Origin of the sequence: Accumulibacter sp. (assembly GCF_023806565.1) — a bacterium.
Classification (GTDB): Bacteria; Pseudomonadota; Gammaproteobacteria; order Burkholderiales; family Rhodocyclaceae; genus Accumulibacter.
This window is the reverse complement of record NZ_JAMTDV010000023.1, coordinates 18,477-38,050: the sequence shown is the minus strand read 5'-3', so window position 1 is coordinate 38,050 and position 19,574 is coordinate 18,477. Positions and strand designations below refer to the sequence as shown.

The following is a 19,574-nucleotide window of genomic DNA, read 5'->3' as shown; positions in this document are numbered from 1 at the left end:
TGCGGCGCGTCGCCGGCCTGCCGCAAGGCTTCGGCGAAGGCGTGCGCGGCGCTCGCCGGTTCGAGGAAAGCCAGCGCGACCCAGCGCTGAATGGCGAGAAATTCGGCGAGACGAGGATCGGCGCCGCGACTGGCCTGCTTTTCCATCGCCTCGACGTAGCGCCAGAGCAGTTCGGCGACGCGCCGCTCGCGCGCCTGCGCGTCGTCGCGATACAGCGAGCGCAGCAGCGCCAGGGCGTGCCAGCGCACCTGCGCGTCGATCCGGTAGTAGCCGCCGCCAAGCGTGCTGCACAGCGGCGAGAAGAGGACATCGGCGTCGATGCTCGCATCGCCGGCGCTGGCGCCGAGGAAATTGACGCGGATCAGGTCGAGCAGGTCGGCGCGCAGCGTTTCGGCGACCGACGCGTGCATCAGCAGCAGCAACGACTGGCGGCCGTAGTCGCTGGCGTACTGCGCAAGCGCGGCGTACGCTTCGCCGACTGCGAGCGGGCGCTGGCCGAGAGCGGCGGGATACGGCATCGGCGCTAACGCTGGCCGCGCAGGATGTCGACGGCGCGCAGCAGGCTGGCGGCGTCGAGCGGCAGCATCGGCAGCCGTGGCCGGCCGTCCGCGGCCGGAGCGTCGGCGATGCGTTCGGCGGTGGTGGCGCGCCAGCGCGCCGCCGGCATCGGGTTGAGCCAGACGATCGCGGCGAAGCGGCGTGCCGCTGCGGCGAGGAAGTCGATCGTCTGCCGCGCCCGCCGGTGGTTCAGGTAGCCGCGCGCGCTGCCGGCGTCGCTGACGATCAGCAGCGCGGCGCCGGCGTTCTCGCGCAGGAGATCGTCGAGCGGCTCGGCCTGTGTCAGTTCGACGTCGGCAAACAGTTTCCGCCGCGGCAGGTTGGCAAAGTAGCGCAGTTCGGCGCTGGCCAGGCGGCCGAGCGGCAGCGAGGCCGCGAGCGTGGCGAGGAAAGGACGCCACGGGTCCATGCTCGTGCTGGCGTCGGCGAGCACCAGCAGGCGCGCGCAGTTGCTGCGCGGCGGGCGACAGACGGGCCGTGCGAGCAGACCGCGGCGGCAACGCTCGCGGATCGTCGCCGGCAGGTCGATTTCGCTGCGCTGCCCGGCGCCCGCGCCGCTGCGCGTGCTGCGGCGAAAACGCCGCCAGAGAACGGCCAGATTGCGCGCGCTGATCGCTGCCTGCGGCTGCAGCACGTAGTGTTCGGCGATCTGCGGTGCCAGCGGCAAACGCGGCAGCGGCAAACCCTCGCCCTCGTGCCGCGCGGCGAACGAAATGCGGGCGCGTGCCTCGCCGGCCGCGCCACCGGTCTTGCCGGGCGAGCTTGCCGTCGGCGGCGGTACCGCCGGAGGAATCGTCGTGCGCCGGCTGCGCTCGCCGCTGGTGCCGGCGTGCACGCTTTCCTCGAGCGTGCTCACCACGCCCTCGACTCGCTCGAGCAGCGTCGGCGGCACTTCCGGAATGGCGTCGAACCAGCGCGCGATCAGCCGCCGTTCCGCTTCCGAACGCGCCCACAAAGCCAGCGCGAGTTCGCGCAGCGCCTGCCGACTGCCGGCTCCATGGCCGAGGCGCAAGGCGCGCAGGCCGTCGAGGTAGTCGCGAACGCCGACCGCGACGCCGTTCGCGCGCAACTCGCGGAACAGTCCGAGGAGCAGTGGCGGCAGTTCGCCGGCGTCGTTCAACGGCTCGCCTCCGCGGCGATGTGCGCACGATAGCGCTCGAGGTCGTGGCGAATCTTGAACAGCACCGCCTGGTCGGCGACCGTCAAGGGTTGCGAAACGACGCTCGCGCTGTTGCGCTGCTGCCAGTGGAGGACGCGCACCCAATCGACGAGTTCGCTGGTCGCCGGCAGCTTCTGTGCGCCGCTTGCCTGCGCGCGCTCGCGGACTTCGCAGAAGCGCTCGACGGCGCCGGCGATCAGTTCGTCGGCGACGTCTTCCTGGTGGACGGCGAGGTTCCGGCGGACGATTTCGGCGAGGATCGCGGGGTCGTCGGGGAAATCGAGCTGGACGTACAGGCAACGGCGCAGGAACGGTTCGGGCAACTGCTTCTCGCGGTTGCTGGTGATGATCACCAGCGGCCGGACGCCCTGCAGCGGGCCGGCGACGTGGCGCGCGAAACCCTTGTGCTCGAGGCAGGCGTCGCTCTCCTCGCGCGGCAGATCGTCGATGTCGAATTCGAAGCGGTCGAGGACGTCGAGCAGGTCGTTCGGGAAATCGATGTCGGCCTTGTCGATTTCGTCGATCAGCACGACACAGGGCTTGCCCTCGCGGATCGCGTGCCCGAGCGGTTCGAGCGTGAGGTAGGGGTAGACGCTGCGCGCCAGCTGGTTGCCCGGGTTCTGCGCGTCCTGCAGGCGGCGCAGCGCGTCGAAGCGGTAGAGCAGGTCCTTGGCCTGCATCGTGCTCTTGACGGTGATGACGATCAGCCGGTCGGCGAGTTCTAGTTCTTCGGCCACGGCGGCAGCGAGGCGCGTCTTGCCGCAGCCGGCTTCGCCCTCGACGAGCAGCGGCCGTTCGAGGTGGATCGCCAGGTTGACGATCACGGCGGTCTCCGGCGCGGCAAGGTAGGAAGCACAGCTCTTGCCGGAGAAGGTGAGGTCGGGAGCTTTCTGCTGCGGCACGGTCATTGCCCTTTCCTTGAGGTAGCGTTGGCCCAGAAACCCTCGCGCTGGAGGCGATCGTAGACGTTGGCCGGATTGCCGTCGGGATGCGTCGCGTAATCGGCGATCTGCTGCCGGCGGTCGGCGCCGAGATCGATGCCGACCGACTTGCGCAATTCGCCAAGCCAGGTTCTGACCTGACTCGCGGTAATCGCGCCGAGTTCCGGCAGCGCCAGCAGGCGCTCGCAGTCGACGGCGCCACCGTTCGCCTCGTCGGAGCATACCGCCCCGCCGCATTCTCCGGCGAGGCACGCGTGGTCGACGACGAACCAGTACAGGCGTCCGCTGCCCGCTGCCGGCCGGCGGGCCAAGGCGGCGAGCAGCGGCTGCCAGAAATCCTGGCAGAAATGGAGAAGGCGTTGCGCCTGCTGGCCGGCACTGCGCTGGATGAAGACCAGCGAGCGGCGAGCCAGCGCGGCGGCAACTGCCACCGCCAGCGCCTCGATCGCCGCCTCGCCGATCACCGGCTCGCGCAGTTCGCTGCCCACCCAGCGGATCAGCGATTCGCTGCTGTCGGCATCGCCCGGTTGCCCGCAATGGAGCGAGAAGTCGTCGCCGCATTCGTCCCAGGGCTCGTCCGAGCGCGCGAGCCACTCGGCGAACTCGCGCTGGCCGTGGTTTTCCCGGCCATGGACGAGAAAAGCGACGGCGCGCTGCCCGGGCCGATCGTGGAACGCGGCGAGTGCGTCGGTCAGTGCCCGGCGCTGCGGCTCGCGACCGATGCGCCCGAGTTCGTCGGCGGGAATGTCGCCCTTCACCTGCCGGCGGTCGTCGATCGCGCGGCGCAACAGGGCCAGATTCCAGTGATTGACGCTAGCGATCGCCTTCTCGCGCAGTTCCTGCTCGTGTTCGTAGAAGAGCAGGATGCGCCCTGCCGCCCAGGAGCGGACCAGATTCAGGAACGCCGACTGCCGCTGGTCCTGCAGGCGGCGGGAAGCCTCGTCGGGGCATTCGAGCCGAAAGCAGGCGGCTGCCCACGCGCGCAGCCTGTCGTCGGCCTCGCTGCCCGGTAACGGCAGGAAGACGAAGATCGGGGCCGCCTGTTGCCGCGGCCAGCGCTCGAGCGCCCAGCCGAATTCGAGCTCGGTGATCGACTTGCTGTGGTCCGGAGGGATCCAGCCGTAACGATGACCGAACAGCCCCAGGTAGGCGTCGCGCGAGCAGACCTTGTCGCGGCAGACCTCGACGACGAACTGGCCGCCGGCCGCCCAGTCCTCCTGCAGCCACACCTGCGCCCCGTCCACGTTGCGCTGCAGCGCGTCGCGCACCGCTTCGCGATAGCTGCGGCAGTCCTGCGCCGTGGCGCTGAGGAAGATCTGGGAGATCTCGGCGATTTGCGTTGGTTGTGGCATCGCTGGCATCGGTCGTTGTGGCTGACTCGCTGCCCGCGGTCTGGCGAACGAACGGCCCTTGTCGGGCAATCATAGCCATTCGGCAAAGAGGCGCCAAGTGGGCAAGACCAAAGCACCGCCAGTCACGACGATTGTCGCGGGTCACTGATCGCGCCGTCTTTCCCACCCTCGACCGCAGGCTCCAGGAAACTTTCACGAACGATCGCCTGCGCGACGGGCACACCAGCGACCGCCCGCAAACCGCCGAAGGAGTAGAATGCGCCCCGTGACCACCCTGCTCGTCCTGACCAATCTGCCCGATCGATCCGCCGCCGACGCGCTGGCCGAAGAACTCGTCGCGGCGCGGCTGGCTGCCTGCGTCAATATCCTGGCGCCGTGCCGTTCGGTGTACCGCTGGCAGGGGGCAATCGAGTCGGCGGAGGAAGTGCCGCTGCTGATCAAGACGAGCGAGGAACGTTTCCCGGCGCTGGCTGCGGCGATCCGTCGCCGGCATCCTTACGAACTGCCCGAAGTGATCGCGCTGCCGATCGTCGATGGGCTGCCGGAATATCTTGCCTGGGTCGCCGGCGAAACTTCCGGCGCCGATTGATTTCCGCAAACCCTTTACGATGATCCGCTGGCTGTTCGCCCTCCTCCTGAGCACCCTGGTACACGCCGAAGAGTTTCTCGACCCGGCGGTCGCTTTCCAGCCGAGCGCTCGCGCGCTCGACGGGCAGACGATCGAGGTCCGTTTCGACATCGCCAAGGGGTATTACCTGTACCGCAACAAGTTCCGCTTTGCCGCCGAGCCGGCGAGCGTGCAGCTCGGCAGCGCGATCCTGCCGCCGGGCAAGGAGAAGCACGACGACACTTTCGGCAAGGTCGAGGTCTACTACCAGGAGGCGGTGATCCGCCTGCCGGTCGAGCGCAACAGTTCGGGACCGCTGGCATTGACCCTCAAGCTCACCTCGCAGGGTTGCGCCGACGCCGGCATCTGCTATCCGCCGCAACAGCAGACAGTCGGCGTGCACTTGCCCGATCCGGCCGTTGCGGCTGCACCGCCGGGCCGCGCCACGGTCGGCGACGAGTCCGGGCGGATCGCGCAACTGTTCCGGCACGCCAGTTTCTGGGTACTCGTCGGCAGCTTTTTCGGCTTCGGATTGCTGCTGTCGCTGACGCCTTGCGTCTTCCCGATGATTCCGATCCTGTCGAGCATCATCGTCGGTGCCGGCCGCGACGGCCACGGCGTTTCGCACGCGCGCGGCTTTTCGCTCTCGCTCGGCTACGTGCTGGGAATGTCGGTGACCTACGCGGTGGCCGGCGTCGCCGCCGGACTGACCGGCACGTTGCTGGCGGCAACGCTGCAGAATCCTTGGGTGCTGGGGGCCTTTGCCGCGGTCTTCGTGCTCCTGTCGCTGTCGATGTTCGGTTTCTACGAGCTGCAAATGCCGACCTTGCTGCAGAGCCGGGTTTCAGAAGAAGCCAGCCATCTGCACGGCGGCTCGCTGCCGGCGGTGACGGCGATGGGCGCGCTGTCGGCGGTCATCGTCGGTCCCTGCGTCGCCGCGCCGCTGGCGGGAGCCCTGCTCTACATCGGGCAGAGCGGTGACGCGGTGAGCGGTGGTGCGGCGCTGTTCGCGATGGGGCTCGGCATGGGCGCGCCGCTACTGGCCGTCGGCGTCTCGGCCGGGACGCTGCTGCCCAAGTCGGGGCCGTGGATGGAAGCCGTCAAGAAGGCGTTTGGCGTGATTCTGCTGGCAACGGCCGTGTGGCTCGTTTCGCCGCTGATCCCGGTGGTCGCGCAGATGCTGGCCTGGTCGCTGCTGCTGATCATTCCGGCGATCTACCTGCACGCGCTCGATCCCCTGCCGCCGCACGCGCGCGGTGCGCAGCGCTTCTGGAAGGGAATCGGCATCGTCATGCTCCTGCTCGGCGCGGCGATGCTGCTCGGCACGCTGGCCGGTTCGCGTGACCCGCTGCAGCCTCTCTCGATATTGCGCAGCAGCGCGGCGAGCGTCGAGGCAAGACCACTGGCGTTCACGCGCGTCGCTTCGCTGGCCGAACTCGAAGCCCGGCTCGCGGCAGCCGACAGGCCGGTGCTGCTCGATTTCTACGCCGACTGGTGCGTCTCGTGCAAGGAGATGGAGCGCTTCACCTTCGCCGACGCGCGTGTCCACGCCAGATTGTCCGGGTGGACGCTGCTGCAGGTCGATGTGACCGAAAACAGCGACGCCGACCGCGCCCTGTTGCAGCGCTTCGGGCTCTACGGCCCGCCGGCAATCCTCTTCTTCGCGCGCGGCGGCAAGGAGATCGCGGGCGTGCGCGTCGTCGGCTTTCAGAACGCCGACGAGTTTCTCGGCCTGCTGTCAGGCTTGGGTTAGACGCGACTGCTCATTGCAGCGCACCTGGCGACAGCGGCTTGCCGACGGGCAGCGAACGGGTGCCTGCCGGCAGGACGAATTCCGCTGTCGGCGCAAGGCTCCGCTCACGAAACGACGCAGGCGGCGGCGCCTGCCCGCGCAGCGGTGACCGGCCCGACAGGCCGAATTCCCGGGCCTCGGTATCGATCAGCATGCTGCGTTCGATGCGCTGGTTACCTTCGTAGCGGCCCGACGCCTGCGGGGCGAAGGAACCGTGACCAACGAGCAGGTTGTTGATCGCCCATACCTCGGTGGCCGGCGGCAAGCGATCGGCCCAGACGTGCAGGAAACTGCCGCCCAGACGGTCGTTGACCAGCGTGTTGTGCGCCAGCAGCAAGGCGTTGTCCGGCCAGTGGCGACCCTCGGCGCCATAGGAAATCAGGTCCGGATTGTCGGTCGAGGCGCTCTGGCCGATGATGTTGCCGATCACCCAGGCGAGGCCGCCGTTCGGAAACTCGAGTTCGTACGAGGCACGGCCACCGACCCCATCCACGAGCATGTTGTACAGGATCGAGCTTTCGCGCGCGCGCGACTTGATCAAATGCCCGCGAAATCCTTGCTGGAAGCGGCTGCCGCGGACGCTCAGGCGGGCGATCGTGCCGGCATAGAGCAGGTGGTGCAACAGTCCCGCATGCGTCGGCGCCTCGCCAAACTCGCTGTCCTCGACTTCGAGCACGGCGTCGTCGAAATTGCTGGTCAGGATGCCCATTTCGTTGTCGAAAAAGGCACAGCGAACGACGCGCAGATGGCCTTTTTCGAAGCGTATCGCGGCGCCGTTGCCGTCCGCAACGCGGACTCCCCGGAATTCGAGATTATCGACGAGAATCTCGCCGTTGCGCACCACCCACAAGGCCTTGCCTTCGGCACTGTCGCCGTCGGCGATCAGAATCGGCCGCTTGCCGACGCCGCGGATCGTGAGCCGTGCCTGTGTCCAGACCACCGCCTGCCGCCGGTATTCTCCGGCGAGGATCTCGACGGTGTCGCCGTCGCGAGCCCGGCGTGCCGCTTCCGTAACGCTCCTGACCTTCTCGTGCGGACCGACGACGATCGTGCGCCCGCCTTTTGCCGGAGGCGAGTGCTTTCCGGCGGCAGTCCCGCCCTGCCCGGGCAGCATCCCCTGCCGGCGCTCCCCGGCCGTGGCGACGGCCGCCAATGCGACGAGCACGACGGAGAGCAGCAGTGCGCAGCGGTTCATCCTGGATTCGACAGCCCGCCGCCGACTCCGGCGTGCCTAGCCGTGCTTCGCCAAGACAGGAATGGCTACGACAGTTCGACCTGGGCGCCGAGCTCGACGACGCGGTTCGGTGGCAGCTTGAAGAATGCGGTCGCCGTATCGGCGTTGCGGAACATCCAGGTGAACAGGATCTGCCGCCATCTCGCCATGCGCGCACGCCTGGAGATCGGCATCGTGACGACCGTCTCGCGGCCGAGGAAGAACGAGGTCTCCATCATCTCGAAGGAGAGGCCGTGCTCGGCACACAGGTCCATGGCGCGCGGCAGATCGGGATCGTCCTTGAAGCCGTAGCGGACGAAGACCCGATGGAAGCCCGCGTCGAGCACTTCGACGCGCACGCGCCGGTCTTCGGGAACATACGGCACGTCCTCCGTAAGCACGTTGAGGAGCACCACCCGCTCGTGCAGCACCTTGTTGTGATAGAGGTTGTGCAGCAGCGCACGCGGCACGCTGTCCGGGTCGGCAGTCATGAACACACCGGTGCCATCGACGCGTTGCGGCCCGCCCTCGTGCAGACTGGCGATGAAGGCTTCGAGCGGAATCGAATCCAGGCGGAGCTTCTCGTAGAGCAGTTTGCGGCCCAGCTTCCAGGTCGAGAGCAGCGCGAACACGGTGAAACCCAAGGTCAGCGGGAACCAGCCGCCATCGAGAATCTTGATCACGTTGGCCGAGAAAAAGGCAAAATCGACGACGACGAAGAACACCAGAAACAGCGCCGCACGCGGCCAGCTCCACTTCCACAGGGCGCGAACGACGACGAAAGCGAGAATCGTGTCGATCATCATCGTCAGCGTCACGGCGATGCCGTAGGCCGAAGCCAGGTTCGACGACGAGCGGAAGCCGAGGACGACGATGATCACCGTCAGCAGCAGCAACCAGTTGATGTTGGGGACGTAAATCTGGCCCTTTTCGCGCTCGGAGGTGAATTTGATCTGAATGCGCGGACAGTAGCCGAGCTGCATGGCCTGGCTGGTCAGGGAAAACGCGCCCGAAATCACCGCCTGCGAAGCGATGACGGTGGCGACCGTGGCCAGGACGACGAGCGGGATCAGCAGCATCTCGGTCGGCGCCAGCAGGAAGAATGGGTTTTCGATCGCTTTCGGATCGTTGAGGATCAACGCGCCCTGACCGAGATAGTTGAGATAGAGCAGCGGGAAGACGAAGGCGAACCAGGCCCACTTGATCGAGCGGCGACCGAAATGCCCCATGTCGGCGTAAAGCGCTTCGCCGCCGGTGATCGCCAGCACCACCGAGCCGAGCGCCAGGTAGGCGAGGCCGCGGTGTTCGGCGAAAAAAGCCAGCCCATACCAGGGGTTGATCGCCGCCAGCACTGCCGGATACTGGATCACGTTCCACAGGCCGAGCAGTCCGAGCGTGGCGAACCAGAACATCATGATCGGGCCGAACAGTGCCCCGACGGCCGCCGTGCCGTGCCGCTGGAAAAGGAAGAGCGCGATCAGAATGGCGACGGTGCTCGGCACGATGTACGGCGTCAGCACCGGTGTCACCACCTCGAGCCCTTCGACCGCAGAGAGGACCGACATCGCCGGCGTGATCACCGCGTCACCATAAAACAGTGCGGCGCCGAAGATGCCCAGCGCCGACATCAGCCACAGGATACGCGGTGAGGCATTCGCCGTGCGCGACGCCAGGGCGGTCAGCGCCATGATGCCGCCTTCGCCCTTGTTGTCGGCGCGCATGATGAAGAGGACGTACTTCATCGATACGGTGATGGTCAATGCCCAGAAAACCAGCGAGAGGATGCCCAGCACGTTGTCCGGGCTGACTTCGACCGCATGCGGACCGCCGAAGACTTCTTTCATCGTGTACAGCGGACTGGTGCCGATGTCGCCGAAGACGACGCCCATGGCTGCCAATGCGGTGGCGGCGAGACCCGAGTGCTCGCCATGCGGCGCGTCGGCAGCCGCCATGCTTGTGGACGTCATTTTTCCTCCCCGGACGATCTCCACGGGATCCGACCCGTGCCATTTTCGTTCCACGCGTCGGCAGAGCCCGCAGACCTGCCGTCCCTGGCCGATCGGCACCTCCTGGACGAGCGCTCGTCAACCTTGGTGCTTGCCGCAATGCAGCATAACGGCGGCCGCCATTGTAGGACGAATGAAAATCCCTCACAAGCATAAAAGTGTCCGCTTTGGGATAAACTTCCAGAGATTCCCGAAGCCCTCCGCGGCGGCCCGAGGAGCCTCCCGTTTCATGCCATTGTTATTGCAGATGCGGCGTGGTCCGACGCCGTCTTGGGCTTCGGTTTTGGGCTTCGGTCAAGGAGTATCGCCCCATGAACCAGGAAACCATCTGGAGCAATCGCTACCGGGATGCCGGCGACGAATATCTGTTCGGCACCGAGCCGAACCGCTTTCTCGCGCGGCATGCTGCCCTGCTGCGCAACGGAGAAAGCAACGCACCGACGGCGCTGGCGGTCGCCGACGGCGAAGGGCGGAACTCGGTCTGGCTGGCCGAGCAGGGCCTGCACGTCACCGCGGTCGACATCTCCGAAGTAGCCGTGACCAAGGCGCGACGCCTCGCCGCCCATCGCCGGGTCGAGGTGCGCTTCCTGCTTGCCGACATGCTGGCTCCCGACTGGCCGCCCGCGGAACTGCATGCGGCGTTCGACTGGGTCGTCGGCATCTTCATCCAGTTTGCCGACCCCGGGCAACGCGCGCGACAGTTGGCGGGAATGCGGCAGGCAACGCGGCCGGGCGGGAGAATCCTGCTCCAGGGTTACACGCCGAAGCAGCTCGACTATGGCACCGGCGGCCCTTCGGCGATCGAGAATCTATACACCAGGGAACTGCTGCGCGCCGCCTTCGCCGAGTGGGAAATCGAGGAACTCGTCGAATACGAGGACGAAATTGCCGAAGGCGCGGGACACCGGGGCCGTTCCGCGCTGATCGGCCTCGTCGCCCGCAGACCCGAGGCCAAGCGGGCTGTGGAGCCACGGCCGGCGGGCGAACCGGTAGCGCAGCTTCCACCCGTCTGACCGCCTCTGGTCACGCGAAGACCGCCCCGGCCAGCCCCGAACGCAAGGCCGCCGCGCGCCCGGCTTCAGGCTTTCAGCAGTTCGTCGCGATTCCCCAGCCAGCGCTGCAGGTGCCGGCGGGCGCGCGCCGGGTCGTCGCGCAGCATGCGCACCGCCTGTACCCGCGCGAATTCGACGAGATCGGCGTCGGCATCGAGGTCAGCGTAACGCAACAGCGGCATTCCCGACTGGCGGCTGCCGATGAACTCGCCGGGACCTCGCAGGTGAAGGTCGTGACGGGCGATCTCGAAGCCGTCGGCGTGTTCGAAAATGACCTTGAGGCGCGCCCGCGCAGCGGCCGACAAGGGCTGCTGGTAGAGGAGCACGCACACCGACTCGTGGCTGCCACGCCCGACGCGACCGCGCAGCTGATGGAGTTGCGCCAACCCGAAGCGCTCGGCGTGTTCGATGACCATCAGGCTGGCGTTGGCGACGTCGACGCCCACTTCGATGACGGTCGTCGCGACCAGCACGTCGATCTCGCCGGCGACGAAAGCGGCCATCACCGCAGCCTTTTCCTCGCTGCGCAGGCGGCCATGGAGCAGACCGACGCGGTGGTCGGCAAGCGCGACGCCGAGCGCCGCGTGGGTATCGAGCGCCGCCTGCAGATCGAGCTTGGCCGACTCCTCGATCAGCGGACAGACCCAGTACGCCTGTCTTCCCCTGCCGACCAGCGCGCGCACTGCGGCAACCACCTCGTCGCGGCGTGCGTCGGAGAACAGCCGGGTACGCACCGGCGAGCGGCCTGGCGGCATCTCATCGATCACCGACACGTCGAGATCGGCGTAGTAGGTCATCGCCAGGGTGCGCGGAATCGGCGTCGCCGACATCATCAACTGGTGCGGGTTGCCCCCCTTGCGCCGCAGTTCGAGCCGCTGCCTGACACCGAAGCGATGCTGCTCATCGACGATGACCAATCCGAGGTGGGCAAAATCGACGCTTTCCTGGATCAGCGCGTGCGTGCCGACAATCAGTTGGGCAGTTGTCGCGGCCTGCAACCGCCTTTCCCGCCGGACGCCCTTCGGCAAACCACCGGCCAGCCACAGGAGCTCGACACCGAGCGGTTCGAGCCAAGCCCGCAACTTCAGGAAATGCTGCTCGGCCAGAATTTCCGTCGGCGCCATGAACGCCGTCTGGTAACCCGCCTCGATCGTCTGACAGGCGGCGAGCGCAGCGACGATCGTCTTGCCGCTGCCGACGTCGCCCTGCAGCAGCCGCTGCATCGGATGGGGCTGGCCGAGGTCGGCGGCAATTTCGGCAACGACGCGTCGCTGCGCGCCAGTCAGGAAAAACGGCAGCGCCGCTGCGAGACGGCCAGCGAGCTTTCCGGCGGCAAGCAGCACCGGCGCACCCTTGCGTCTGCGTGCGAGATAGGCATGGCGCAGCGAGAGTTGCTGCGCCAGCAGTTCGTCGAACTTGACACGCCGCCAGGCCGGGTGGCTGCGCGCCTGCAGCGCGTCCACGCCCAGCGTGCGCGGCGGCGCGTGCAGGAGGGTCACGGCGCTCGCAAACGACGGCAGCGAATGGCTGCTCAACCACGCCTCGTCGAGCAACTCGACAAGATCGGCATCCTCCAGCGCGCGTGCGATCAGTCGCCGCAACGCGCCCTGTGACAGGCCGGCGGTGGTCGGATAAACGGGAGTCAGCGATTGCGGCAATGCCTCATCCTCGGTGACCACGCGGTAACGCGGATGCACCATCTCCGGCCCGCAATAGCCGCAGCGGATTTCGCCGAAGACGCGCAGCCGTTGCCCTCGATCGCGCGCATTTTCCAGCACCCGTTGTTGGCTGCCGTAGAAACTCAGAAAACGCAGATCTAGAACGCTGCCGTCGCCACTCGCATCGCCGACCCTGGCGACCAGTTGCCTGTGCGGTGCCGCCTTGACGGTCACGTCGACGATGCGGCCTTCGATCAGCAACGGAACCCCCGTCGGCGCACCGGCGATGGCGGTGATCTGCGTCTCGTCCTCGTAACGCGACGGCAAGTGCAGCACGAGATCGTCGAGCCGCTCGAGCCCGAGCTTCTTCAGCCGATTGCGGATGGCTGGCGGCGCGTCGATCGCGTCCGCCATCGGCATCAGTCGGCGACCACCATCACCGCATCGGCCTCGACCAGAGCACCTCGCGGCAGCGCCGCGACACCGACCGCCGCCCGGGCCGGGAACGGCTGGAAGAAATAGCTGGCCATCACTTCATTGACCCTGGCGAAATGCGCCAGGTCGGTGAGGAAGACGTTGAGTTTGACGACGTCGGCCAACGAACCGCCGGCTGCTTCGGCCACCGCCTTGAGGTTGTCGAAGACGCGAACGATCTGCGCGTCGATTCCGTCGACCAGTTGCATGCTGGCAGGGTCCAGGCCGATCTGACCGGAGAGGTAGACGGTATTGCCTACCCGGACCGCCTGCGAATAGGTGCCGATCGCCGCCGGTGCATGCGCTGTGGAAATGATCGTTCGTGCCATGGTGCTGTCCTCTACAATGTGTCAGGTGGAGAAACCGAAATATTAAACCGCGAAGGAAATGACCAGCACGCTCATCGCCAACCTCGAAAAGTTGCTCGGCGGCCCGCGCGACGGCGCCCTGTTGCGCTATTCGCTGGGCAGCGAATACCTCAAGGCCGGCAATCACGAACAGGCCGCCGCCTGCCTGCGCGAGGCGGTCGCGCGCGATGCGGGACATTCCGCTGCCTGGAAGCTGCTTGGCAAGGCACTCGCCGAGGGTGGCCACGAGAGCGAGGCGCTGGCCGCGTACGAACAGGGGATCGCCGTCGCCAGGTCCAGGGGGGACATCCAGGCGGCCAGGGAGATGATCGTCTTTGCCCGGCGGCTGCGCCGGCAACTGCCGACGGCCGAGTCCTGATCCGGGGCAAGGGCCTTCCGCGTTCGCCAGAACCCGAGGCATCGCAGCGGGCACGCACCTACCTTCCCTCGCCGCGCCTGCGCGCCAACGCCACGACCAGATCGGCCTCGGCACGCGCGATGCCGCAATGACGTGCAATGGTGGTCGCGTCGTGCCCCTGGACTGCCAACTGCATGGCGTCGCTGTACAGCGGCGAGGCCGCCTGCGGCGGATCGAGCGAGGGTACGGAAGCTTGCAGCAGTTCCTCGCGCAGGGCCACCACTTCGGCGCGCAGTTCGTCCCGCAGTCCGCCCAGCTCACAACGCAGTTGATACAGCTCGCGCCGCAGGGCGTCGATCACTGCCTGCCCGGGAATCTCCGGTGGCGGCTCGTTCCAGGGAAACTCCTCACGTGGCGCCTCGCCATTGCCCACCGATTCGCCCGCGGTGGCTGTCGCCGGCGCATTGCTGGCCGGCTCGACCGGCGCCATCGTTGTCTCCTGGATCGCGGCATAGGCGGCAACCGCCGATTCCACCGGCAGCGGCGGCGGCGCGGCAGCCGCGCGCTGCAGCCGCGTCAGGCGCACATAGAGGACGATGATGTAGAGGACGAGCAGCGCGATGATCGCGATCAGACCCTCGCGCCAACCCAGACTTTCCAGCAGCTCGAAATCCATTTGGCGCCTTCGTGACCGTGTCCGCCGGACATTATGCCAGACACTTCGCTCGCGCCAAGAAGCATCGTGCCCCCCACCGGCGGCGCCCGCTGCGGCGCAGGCCCCGGCCGTTAATACGGACGAGGCCTGCGCCGCCGGCCACTACGGGATCGCCTCGAACAGCCCTGCGGCGCCCATGCCGGTACCGATGCACATGCTCACCATGCCGTAGCGCTGCCGGGTGCGCCGCAGTCCATGCACCAGGGTTGCCGTCCGGATCGCTCCGGTCGCTCCAAGCGGATGGCCGAGGGCAATGGCGCCGCCCAGCGGGTTCACCTTGACCGGATCGACGTCGAGCGTGCGCACGACGGCCAGCGCCTGCGCAGCGAAGGCCTCATTGAGCTCGATCCAGTCCACTTCGTGCTGCGCGATGCCGGCCTGGGCGAGCACTCTCGGAATCGCTTCGACCGGCCCGATGCCCATGATCTCGGGCGCCACACCAGCCACCGCGAAGCCGGCAAAGCGTGCCATCGGCTGGAGTTCGAACTGCTTGAGGACATTTTCCGAAACCAGCAGGACGGCGGCAGCACCATCGGACATCTGCGAGCTGTTGCCGGCAGTCACCGAACCTCGCGCGGAAAAGGCCGGCCGCAATCGGGCCAGCCCGTCGCAGCTGGTGTCCGCACGCGGCCCCTCGTCGTCTTCGGCCAGGTACTCCCGGACTTTCACGTCGCCAGTCTGCAGATCCGGAACGCGTGCCGACACCGGGTAGGGCGAAATCTCGGCCCGGAAATGGCCCGCCGTGATTGCCGTGCAGGCCTTCTGGTGCGAGGCGAGCGCGAAGGCGTCCTGATCTTCGCGCGAGATCTGCCAGCGCGTGGCGACCTTCTCGGCGGTGATGCCCATCCCGAAGCCGATCGCGTAGTTCTCTTCCTTCGCGAAGATCGCCGGATTGATCGCCATCTTGTTGCCGACGATCTGGTTCATCAGCGACATCGTTTCGCAGCCCGCGGCGATCATCACGTCGGCTTCCCCAAGGCGGATGCGGTCCGCCGCCATCGCCACCGCCTGCAGGCCGGACGCGCAGAAGCGGTTGACCGTGACGCCGGGAACCGTGTTCGGCAGGCCTGCCAGCAGCAGGCCGATGCGTGCGACGTTCATGCCCTGCTCTGCCTCCGGCATGGCGCAGCCGACGATGACGTCGCCGACCAGCGCCGGGTCGAGTGCTGGCGCCTGCCCCATGACCGACCGGATCGCGTGGGCCAGCATGTCGTCGGGGCGAACATGCCCCAGCATGCCCTTGCGCCTGCCCACCGGCAGGCGGGTAGCGGCGACGATATATGCTTCCTGAATCTGTCTGCTCATCATTGGTTCTCCTTCTCAGTTGCGCAGTGGCTTGCCGGTTTCCAGCATGTGCTCGATTCGCTGCTGGGTTTTCGGGTTTTTCAGCAACTCGACGAAGAGCCGGCGCTCGACGGTGAGCAACCACTGTTCGTCGACGAGTGAGCCGGTCTCGACGTCGCCGCCGCAAAGCGCGGTAGCTGCGGACCTGGCGACGAGATAGTCGTGCGCCGAGATCATTCCGCCTTCCTTCATGTTGGCGAGCATCATTTCGCAGTTGGCGATACCGGTGCGGCCGGCCACCTTGATCGCGCGCGGCGACAGGCGCGGGTAGTAGCCGGCTTCAGCCAGGCCGCGCGCCTCGCGTAGCGCGATGTAAAGCAGTTCGTGAGGATTGAAGACGATCCGGTCGGAGTCGACGGCGAAGCCGAGTTCCCGGGCCTGGACACCGCTCTTTGACACGGTGGCCATGGCGATGGTCAGGAAGGCCGGCTGGATGAATTCGAAGGGGTCGTTGCCGGCGGTTTTCGCCGCCAGTTGCGCAGCACGAATGGCGAACTCCTTGCAGCCACCACCTGCGGGGATCAGTCCGACCCCGGCTTCGACCAGGCCGATGTAACTCTCGAGCGCGATCACCCGTTTGGCGGCGTGCATCAGGAACTCGCAACCACCGCCCAGCGCCATTCCCTGTACCGCGGCCACCACCGGAACCTTGGCGTACTTGAGGCACATCGAGGTTTTCTGGAACTCTGCGACGTGCTTTTCGAGCAGCTCGAACTCGCCCGCAGCGATCGCCTCGGCGACCTCCTTGAGGTTGGCGCCGAAGGCGAACGGCGCCTCGTGCCAGAGTACCAGTCCCTGATAATCGGCTTCGGCAAGGGCGACGGCGTGCTGCAAACCGACGATCACGTCGCGACCCAGCGTATGGTTGCGCGACTTGACGCTAACGATGGCGATCCCCGGGTCGAGTTGCGGCAGCGTCCACAGGCGCACGCCCTCGTTCTCCCAGACGGTATTGCCGGCGATCGGCTTCTCGCCGAGGAGGAACTCGGGAAAGATCTGTCGCTGGTAAATAGGCAGCGCCGAGCGTGGCCGGTAGGTGTCGGCGCTCGCGGAATAGGAGCCTAGGGCACCGTGTACGCCGTCCCGTGCAACGCGCCCGAAGACCCAGGCGGGCAGCGGTACGTCGCTCATCGCCCGCCCGGCTTCGATGTCGTCCTGGACGGCCTCGGCAATCGCCGCCCAACCGGCGGCCTGCCAGTTCTCGAACGGCCCCTGCGACCAGCCGAAGCCCCAGCGCATGGCGAAATCGACGTCGCGGGCGTTGTCGGCGATGTCGGCAAGGTGGTACGCGACATAGTGGAAGACGTCGCGGAAAATCGCCCACAGGAACTGTGCCTGTGGCTGCTCGCTGGCGCGCAACTGTGCGAACCTTTCGGCCGGATTGCGGTTCCTGAGGATCGCCAGCACGCCCGAATCGATCTCGCCAGCGGTATCGCGATAGTCGGCGGCGGCCAGATCGAACACCTTGATTGCGCGCCCGTCCTTGCGGAAGATACCGCAGCGCGTCTTCTGGCCGAGCGCCCCCTTGGCGATCAGCGAGGCAAGCCAGGCCGGAACGCCGAAATGGCCATGCCAGGGATCGTCCGGCAAGCTGTCCTGCATGGTTTTGACGACGTGCGCCAGGGTGTCCAGACCGACGACGTCGGCGGTGCGGTAGGTGGCACTCTTCGGGCGGCCGATAACCGGGCCTGTGAGCGAGTCGACGACGTCGAAGCCGAGGCCGAGTCGCTGCGTGTGATGCATGACCGCGAGAATCGAGAATACCCCCACTCGATTGGCGACGAAATTCGGGGTATCAAGCGCACGCACGATTCCCTTGCCGAGACGCGACACCAGCCAGGACTCGAGGTCGTCGAGCAGCGATGGATCGGTGGTTGCGGTGGCGATCAGTTCGACCAGATGCATGTAGCGCGGCGGATTGAAGAAGTGGATGCCACAGAAGCGCGGCCGCAGCGCCTCGGGCAATGCTTGCGACAGGCGGTTGATCGACAGGCCGGAGGTATTCGATGCGATGATCGCTGCGGTTGAGACAAAGGGCGCGATCTTGCGATACAGATCGTCTTTCCACTCCGTTTTCTCGGCGATGGCTTCGATGATCAGGTCGCAATCTCCGAGTTGATCGAGATGCTGCGAATAGTTGGCGGCGTCGATGTAGCCGACGCGATCCTTGCCGGCCAAGGGCGACGGTTCGAGCTTCCCGAGCGCGTCGATGGCCTTGCGGACGATTGCGTCGGGATCGCCTTCCCTGGCCGGCAAATCGAAGAGCACCACCGGCACTTCGGCATTCGCGAGGTGGGCGGCGATCTGCGCGCCCATTACGCCCGCTCCGAGTACGGCGGCCTTGCGTACGATGAAATTGCTCACGCTGTTCTCCTGTTTTATGTGGGTTCGTCGAAAATCGCCACGGCCACCTGGCCGCGAGAGAAATGAAACGAACGTTTGAATTATACCCACACTGAATTCAGCGTCAAGCAGGCAACAGGCGAACAGAAAAGGGCGGCTCGCGCCAGCGCCAGGCGAAAAAAAAAAGCCCCGGAACCCGGGGCTTTCGTGACGGAAACAGACGGCGTGATCAGAATCCGATGGAGTACTGCGCGCCAAGAATCCACACACTTGAATTGTAGTCGCCATTGACAAGGCCGCCCGTCGCAGTGGCGTGGCTGATGCCGGTATTGGGGAGGTACAGATAGGCGGCGCCGACCTCGAGTGTCTGTTCTTTCGCCGGCTTCCACTGGGCGCCAAGACTGAACCACGTGCGATCGTTGTCGGGCAGGGAGGTCAGACGGGAGGTCGAGTTCTTCACCGGGGTCCGGTCGTAGGCGAGCCCGAACATGAACTTCAGTGAATCCGTGTAAGCGTAGTTGGCGCCCAGCGCGACCCGGAACGTATTCTGGAAATCCGCTGGCAGCACTTCGGCCGTAGTGCCGACGAGCCGTCCCGAAGAGTGCATGATGTCGATATTCTTGATCGAACTCCACCCGGTCCAGGAAATGTCGCCCAGCATCTCCCATTGATCGCTGAGCTTCTGCGTCGCGCTCAGGATCCAGGTGTCCGGCACCTTGATGTTCGCGCTGGCGTTACTCGCCACGCCGGCCGCGGTCAAGCCGAGAGCCGTGGCAGCGCCGGCGGCACCGTCGCCGACCAGCGTGATGTTGCCATCGGTGTGGTACGAGACGGCCGAACGATACGACAGGCCGACTTTGGTCGATGGCGACGGGGTCAGCAGTATTCCGAGGTTCCAGCCCCAGGCGTTGTCGCTGACGCTCAGGTGAGAAGTCACGAAGGGCAAGGCCAATGGTCCCGCGGGTGCGGCCGCAGCCCGCCGATAGTAGTCGGCCTCGATCCTCTGCCAGTTCGCACCCGCACCGATCGAAAACATCTCATTCACCCGATAGGCTACCGATGGGTTGACGTTGATCGTCTTGATGTCGAATTCGTTCGATTGCGCGCTTCCCTTCCACGGGTCGCTGTACTTGGTGGCCAGGCCAAAAGGTGCGTTGATGCCCAGACCGAGATAGAAATCCTTGTTTACGGCCCAAGAGATATAGGCATTCGGCGGGAAACCCCAGCTACCCGCATCGCCACCATCGCCCGCGACGCTAAACACTCCCGTGCGCGAACCGCTGTCGCTGAACTTGAAAACCGGTCGCACGGCGGTCACGCCACCCGAAAACGCCCCGCCCGGCAACTGCGTCATGCCCGCCGGGTTGTACCAGATCGTGCTGGCATCGCTCGACTTGGCAGCCGAGCCGGCATAGGCGTTGCCCAGACCGCTGCCTTGCTCAAGAAGCTGAAAACCGGACGCTACCGCGCTACCGGACGAGACCGCCATAAGCAATGCGGGAATCCACCTCATCGAAAACCTGTGTGACATGTTCAACTCCCCCTTAGAAGTGCGCCGTGTCAGTGGAAAGCAGTGGATTGCCCATATCCAGGTTATCGTTTTCGTGTGGTTCTCGTGCCACCCGGCGGAATGGACTGCGAAATACGGCCATGAC

At 66.3% G+C, this 19,574-nt stretch carries 16 protein-coding genes; 4 read left to right on the top strand and 12 right to left on the bottom strand.

What is annotated here, in order from left to right; translation table 11 throughout:
• The 4 genes from NFV80_RS02990 to NFV80_RS02975 all read right to left on the bottom strand — a co-directional run.
• The coding region (locus NFV80_RS02990; RefSeq protein WP_296757804.1) for a hypothetical protein at positions 1–518 on the bottom strand (518 nt) is incomplete at its 3' end.
• Between the two features lie 5 nt (positions 519–523).
• Positions 524–1,678, bottom strand: a complete 1,155-nt coding sequence (locus NFV80_RS02985) for a VWA domain-containing protein (protein ID WP_296757802.1) — start codon at positions 1,676–1,678, stop codon at positions 524–526.
• Positions 1,675–2,625 (bottom strand): MoxR family ATPase, encoded by a 951-nt coding sequence (locus tag NFV80_RS02980; protein ID WP_296757799.1) that lies wholly within the window; start codon positions 2,623–2,625, stop codon positions 1,675–1,677. The genes NFV80_RS02985 and NFV80_RS02980 overlap by 4 nt, the downstream gene beginning before the upstream one ends.
• Entirely contained in the window at positions 2,622–4,010 is a 1,389-nt protein-coding gene (locus NFV80_RS02975; protein ID WP_296757797.1) for a DUF4062 domain-containing protein, read from the bottom strand. Before NFV80_RS02975 ends, NFV80_RS02980 begins: the two co-directional genes overlap by 4 nt.
• Positions 4,011–4,266: 256 nt before the next feature.
• On the opposite strand from NFV80_RS02975, the gene cutA reads away from it, so the two are divergent.
• Both cutA and dsbD read left to right on the top strand, forming a co-directional pair.
• Positions 4,267–4,599 (top strand): divalent-cation tolerance protein CutA, encoded by a 333-nt coding sequence (gene cutA / locus NFV80_RS02970; RefSeq protein WP_296757794.1) that lies wholly within the window; start codon positions 4,267–4,269, stop codon positions 4,597–4,599.
• 19 nt (positions 4,600–4,618) lie between these two features.
• Entirely contained in the window at positions 4,619–6,370 is a 1,752-nt protein-coding gene (dsbD, locus tag NFV80_RS02965; RefSeq protein WP_296757791.1) for a protein-disulfide reductase DsbD, read from the top strand.
• Between the two features lie 10 nt (positions 6,371–6,380).
• Here dsbD and NFV80_RS02960 read toward each other — a convergent pair whose 3' ends face one another.
• Positions 6,381–7,604: a hypothetical protein gene (locus tag NFV80_RS02960; RefSeq protein ID WP_295330730.1), complete on the bottom strand. Its 1,224-nt coding sequence runs from the start codon at positions 7,602–7,604 to the stop codon at positions 6,381–6,383.
• Between the two features lie 65 nt (positions 7,605–7,669).
• Positions 7,670–9,574 carry a potassium transporter Kup gene (locus NFV80_RS02955; RefSeq protein ID WP_295330738.1) on the bottom strand — a complete coding sequence of 635 codons (1,905 nt, stop codon included), beginning with the start codon at positions 9,572–9,574 and terminating at the stop codon, positions 7,670–7,672.
• 365 nt (positions 9,575–9,939) lie between these two features.
• On the opposite strand from NFV80_RS02955, the gene NFV80_RS02950 reads away from it, so the two are divergent.
• The gene (locus NFV80_RS02950) at positions 9,940–10,641 is read left to right on the top strand and encodes a class I SAM-dependent methyltransferase (protein WP_295330728.1); all 702 of its coding nucleotides are present in this window, start codon (positions 9,940–9,942) and stop codon (positions 10,639–10,641) included.
• A gap of 65 nt (positions 10,642–10,706) precedes the next feature.
• Here the strand turns inward: NFV80_RS02950 and recG are convergent, their stop codons facing one another.
• Together recG and NFV80_RS02940 are read right to left on the bottom strand one after the other, a co-directional pair.
• Positions 10,707–12,758 (bottom strand): ATP-dependent DNA helicase RecG, encoded by a 2,052-nt coding sequence (recG, locus tag NFV80_RS02945; RefSeq protein ID WP_295330725.1) that lies wholly within the window; start codon positions 12,756–12,758, stop codon positions 10,707–10,709.
• Positions 12,758–13,141, bottom strand: coding sequence for a RidA family protein (locus NFV80_RS02940; protein ID WP_295330723.1), 384 nt, complete (start codon positions 13,139–13,141; stop codon positions 12,758–12,760). Before NFV80_RS02940 ends, recG begins: the two co-directional genes overlap by 1 nt.
• 58 nt (positions 13,142–13,199) lie before the next feature.
• Between NFV80_RS02940 and NFV80_RS02935 the strand changes: the two genes are divergently transcribed.
• Positions 13,200–13,538, top strand: a complete 339-nt coding sequence (locus tag NFV80_RS02935; protein ID WP_295330721.1) for a tetratricopeptide repeat protein — start codon at positions 13,200–13,202, stop codon at positions 13,536–13,538.
• 58 nt (positions 13,539–13,596) lie between these two features.
• On the opposite strand, the gene NFV80_RS02930 is transcribed toward NFV80_RS02935, so the two are convergent.
• From NFV80_RS02930 to NFV80_RS02915, 4 genes are all read right to left on the bottom strand, one after another.
• Positions 13,597–14,193 (bottom strand): DUF2802 domain-containing protein, encoded by a 597-nt coding sequence (locus NFV80_RS02930; protein ID WP_295330719.1) that lies wholly within the window; start codon positions 14,191–14,193, stop codon positions 13,597–13,599.
• 141 nt (positions 14,194–14,334) lie between these two features.
• Complete coding sequence (locus tag NFV80_RS02925) at positions 14,335–15,537, bottom strand: acetyl-CoA C-acyltransferase (protein ID WP_295330736.1); 1,203 nt, start codon at positions 15,535–15,537, stop codon at positions 14,335–14,337.
• 15 nt (positions 15,538–15,552) lie between these two features.
• Entirely contained in the window at positions 15,553–17,940 is a 2,388-nt protein-coding gene (locus NFV80_RS02920; RefSeq protein ID WP_296757787.1) for a 3-hydroxyacyl-CoA dehydrogenase/enoyl-CoA hydratase family protein, read from the bottom strand.
• Positions 17,941–18,148: 208 nt separating this feature from the next.
• A complete protein-coding gene (locus NFV80_RS02915; protein ID WP_296757785.1) occupies positions 18,149–19,450 on the bottom strand; it encodes an outer membrane protein transport protein in 1,302 nt (433 codons plus the stop codon).
• Between the last annotated feature and the right edge of the window lie 124 nt (positions 19,451–19,574).

What these genes read in the sequence shown, in the direction of transcription:
- NFV80_RS02980 (WP_296757799.1), bottom strand. Translation starts at nt 2,625, where the DNA reads ATGACCGTGCCGCAGCAGAAAGCTCCCGACCTCACCTTCTCCGGCAAG.
- NFV80_RS02975 (WP_296757797.1), bottom strand. Translation starts at nt 4,010, where the DNA reads ATGCCACAACCAACGCAAATCGCCGAGATCTCCCAGATCTTCCTCAGC.
- cutA (WP_296757794.1), top strand. Translation starts at nt 4,267, where the DNA reads ATGCGCCCCGTGACCACCCTGCTCGTCCTGACCAATCTGCCCGATCGA.
- dsbD (WP_296757791.1), top strand. Translation starts at nt 4,619, where the DNA reads ATGATCCGCTGGCTGTTCGCCCTCCTCCTGAGCACCCTGGTACACGCC.
- NFV80_RS02960 (WP_295330730.1), bottom strand. Translation starts at nt 7,604, where the DNA reads ATGAACCGCTGCGCACTGCTGCTCTCCGTCGTGCTCGTCGCATTGGCG.
- NFV80_RS02955 (WP_295330738.1), bottom strand. Translation starts at nt 9,574, where the DNA reads ATGGCGGCTGCCGACGCGCCGCATGGCGAGCACTCGGGTCTCGCCGCC.
- NFV80_RS02950 (WP_295330728.1), top strand. Translation starts at nt 9,940, where the DNA reads ATGAACCAGGAAACCATCTGGAGCAATCGCTACCGGGATGCCGGCGAC.
- recG (WP_295330725.1), bottom strand. Translation starts at nt 12,758, where the DNA reads ATGCCGATGGCGGACGCGATCGACGCGCCGCCAGCCATCCGCAATCGG.
- NFV80_RS02940 (WP_295330723.1), bottom strand. Translation starts at nt 13,141, where the DNA reads ATGGCACGAACGATCATTTCCACAGCGCATGCACCGGCGGCGATCGGC.
- NFV80_RS02935 (WP_295330721.1), top strand. Translation starts at nt 13,200, where the DNA reads ATGACCAGCACGCTCATCGCCAACCTCGAAAAGTTGCTCGGCGGCCCG.
- NFV80_RS02930 (WP_295330719.1), bottom strand. Translation starts at nt 14,193, where the DNA reads ATGGATTTCGAGCTGCTGGAAAGTCTGGGTTGGCGCGAGGGTCTGATC.
- NFV80_RS02925 (WP_295330736.1), bottom strand. Translation starts at nt 15,537, where the DNA reads ATGAGCAGACAGATTCAGGAAGCATATATCGTCGCCGCTACCCGCCTG.
- NFV80_RS02915 (WP_296757785.1), bottom strand. Translation starts at nt 19,450, where the DNA reads ATGTCACACAGGTTTTCGATGAGGTGGATTCCCGCATTGCTTATGGCG.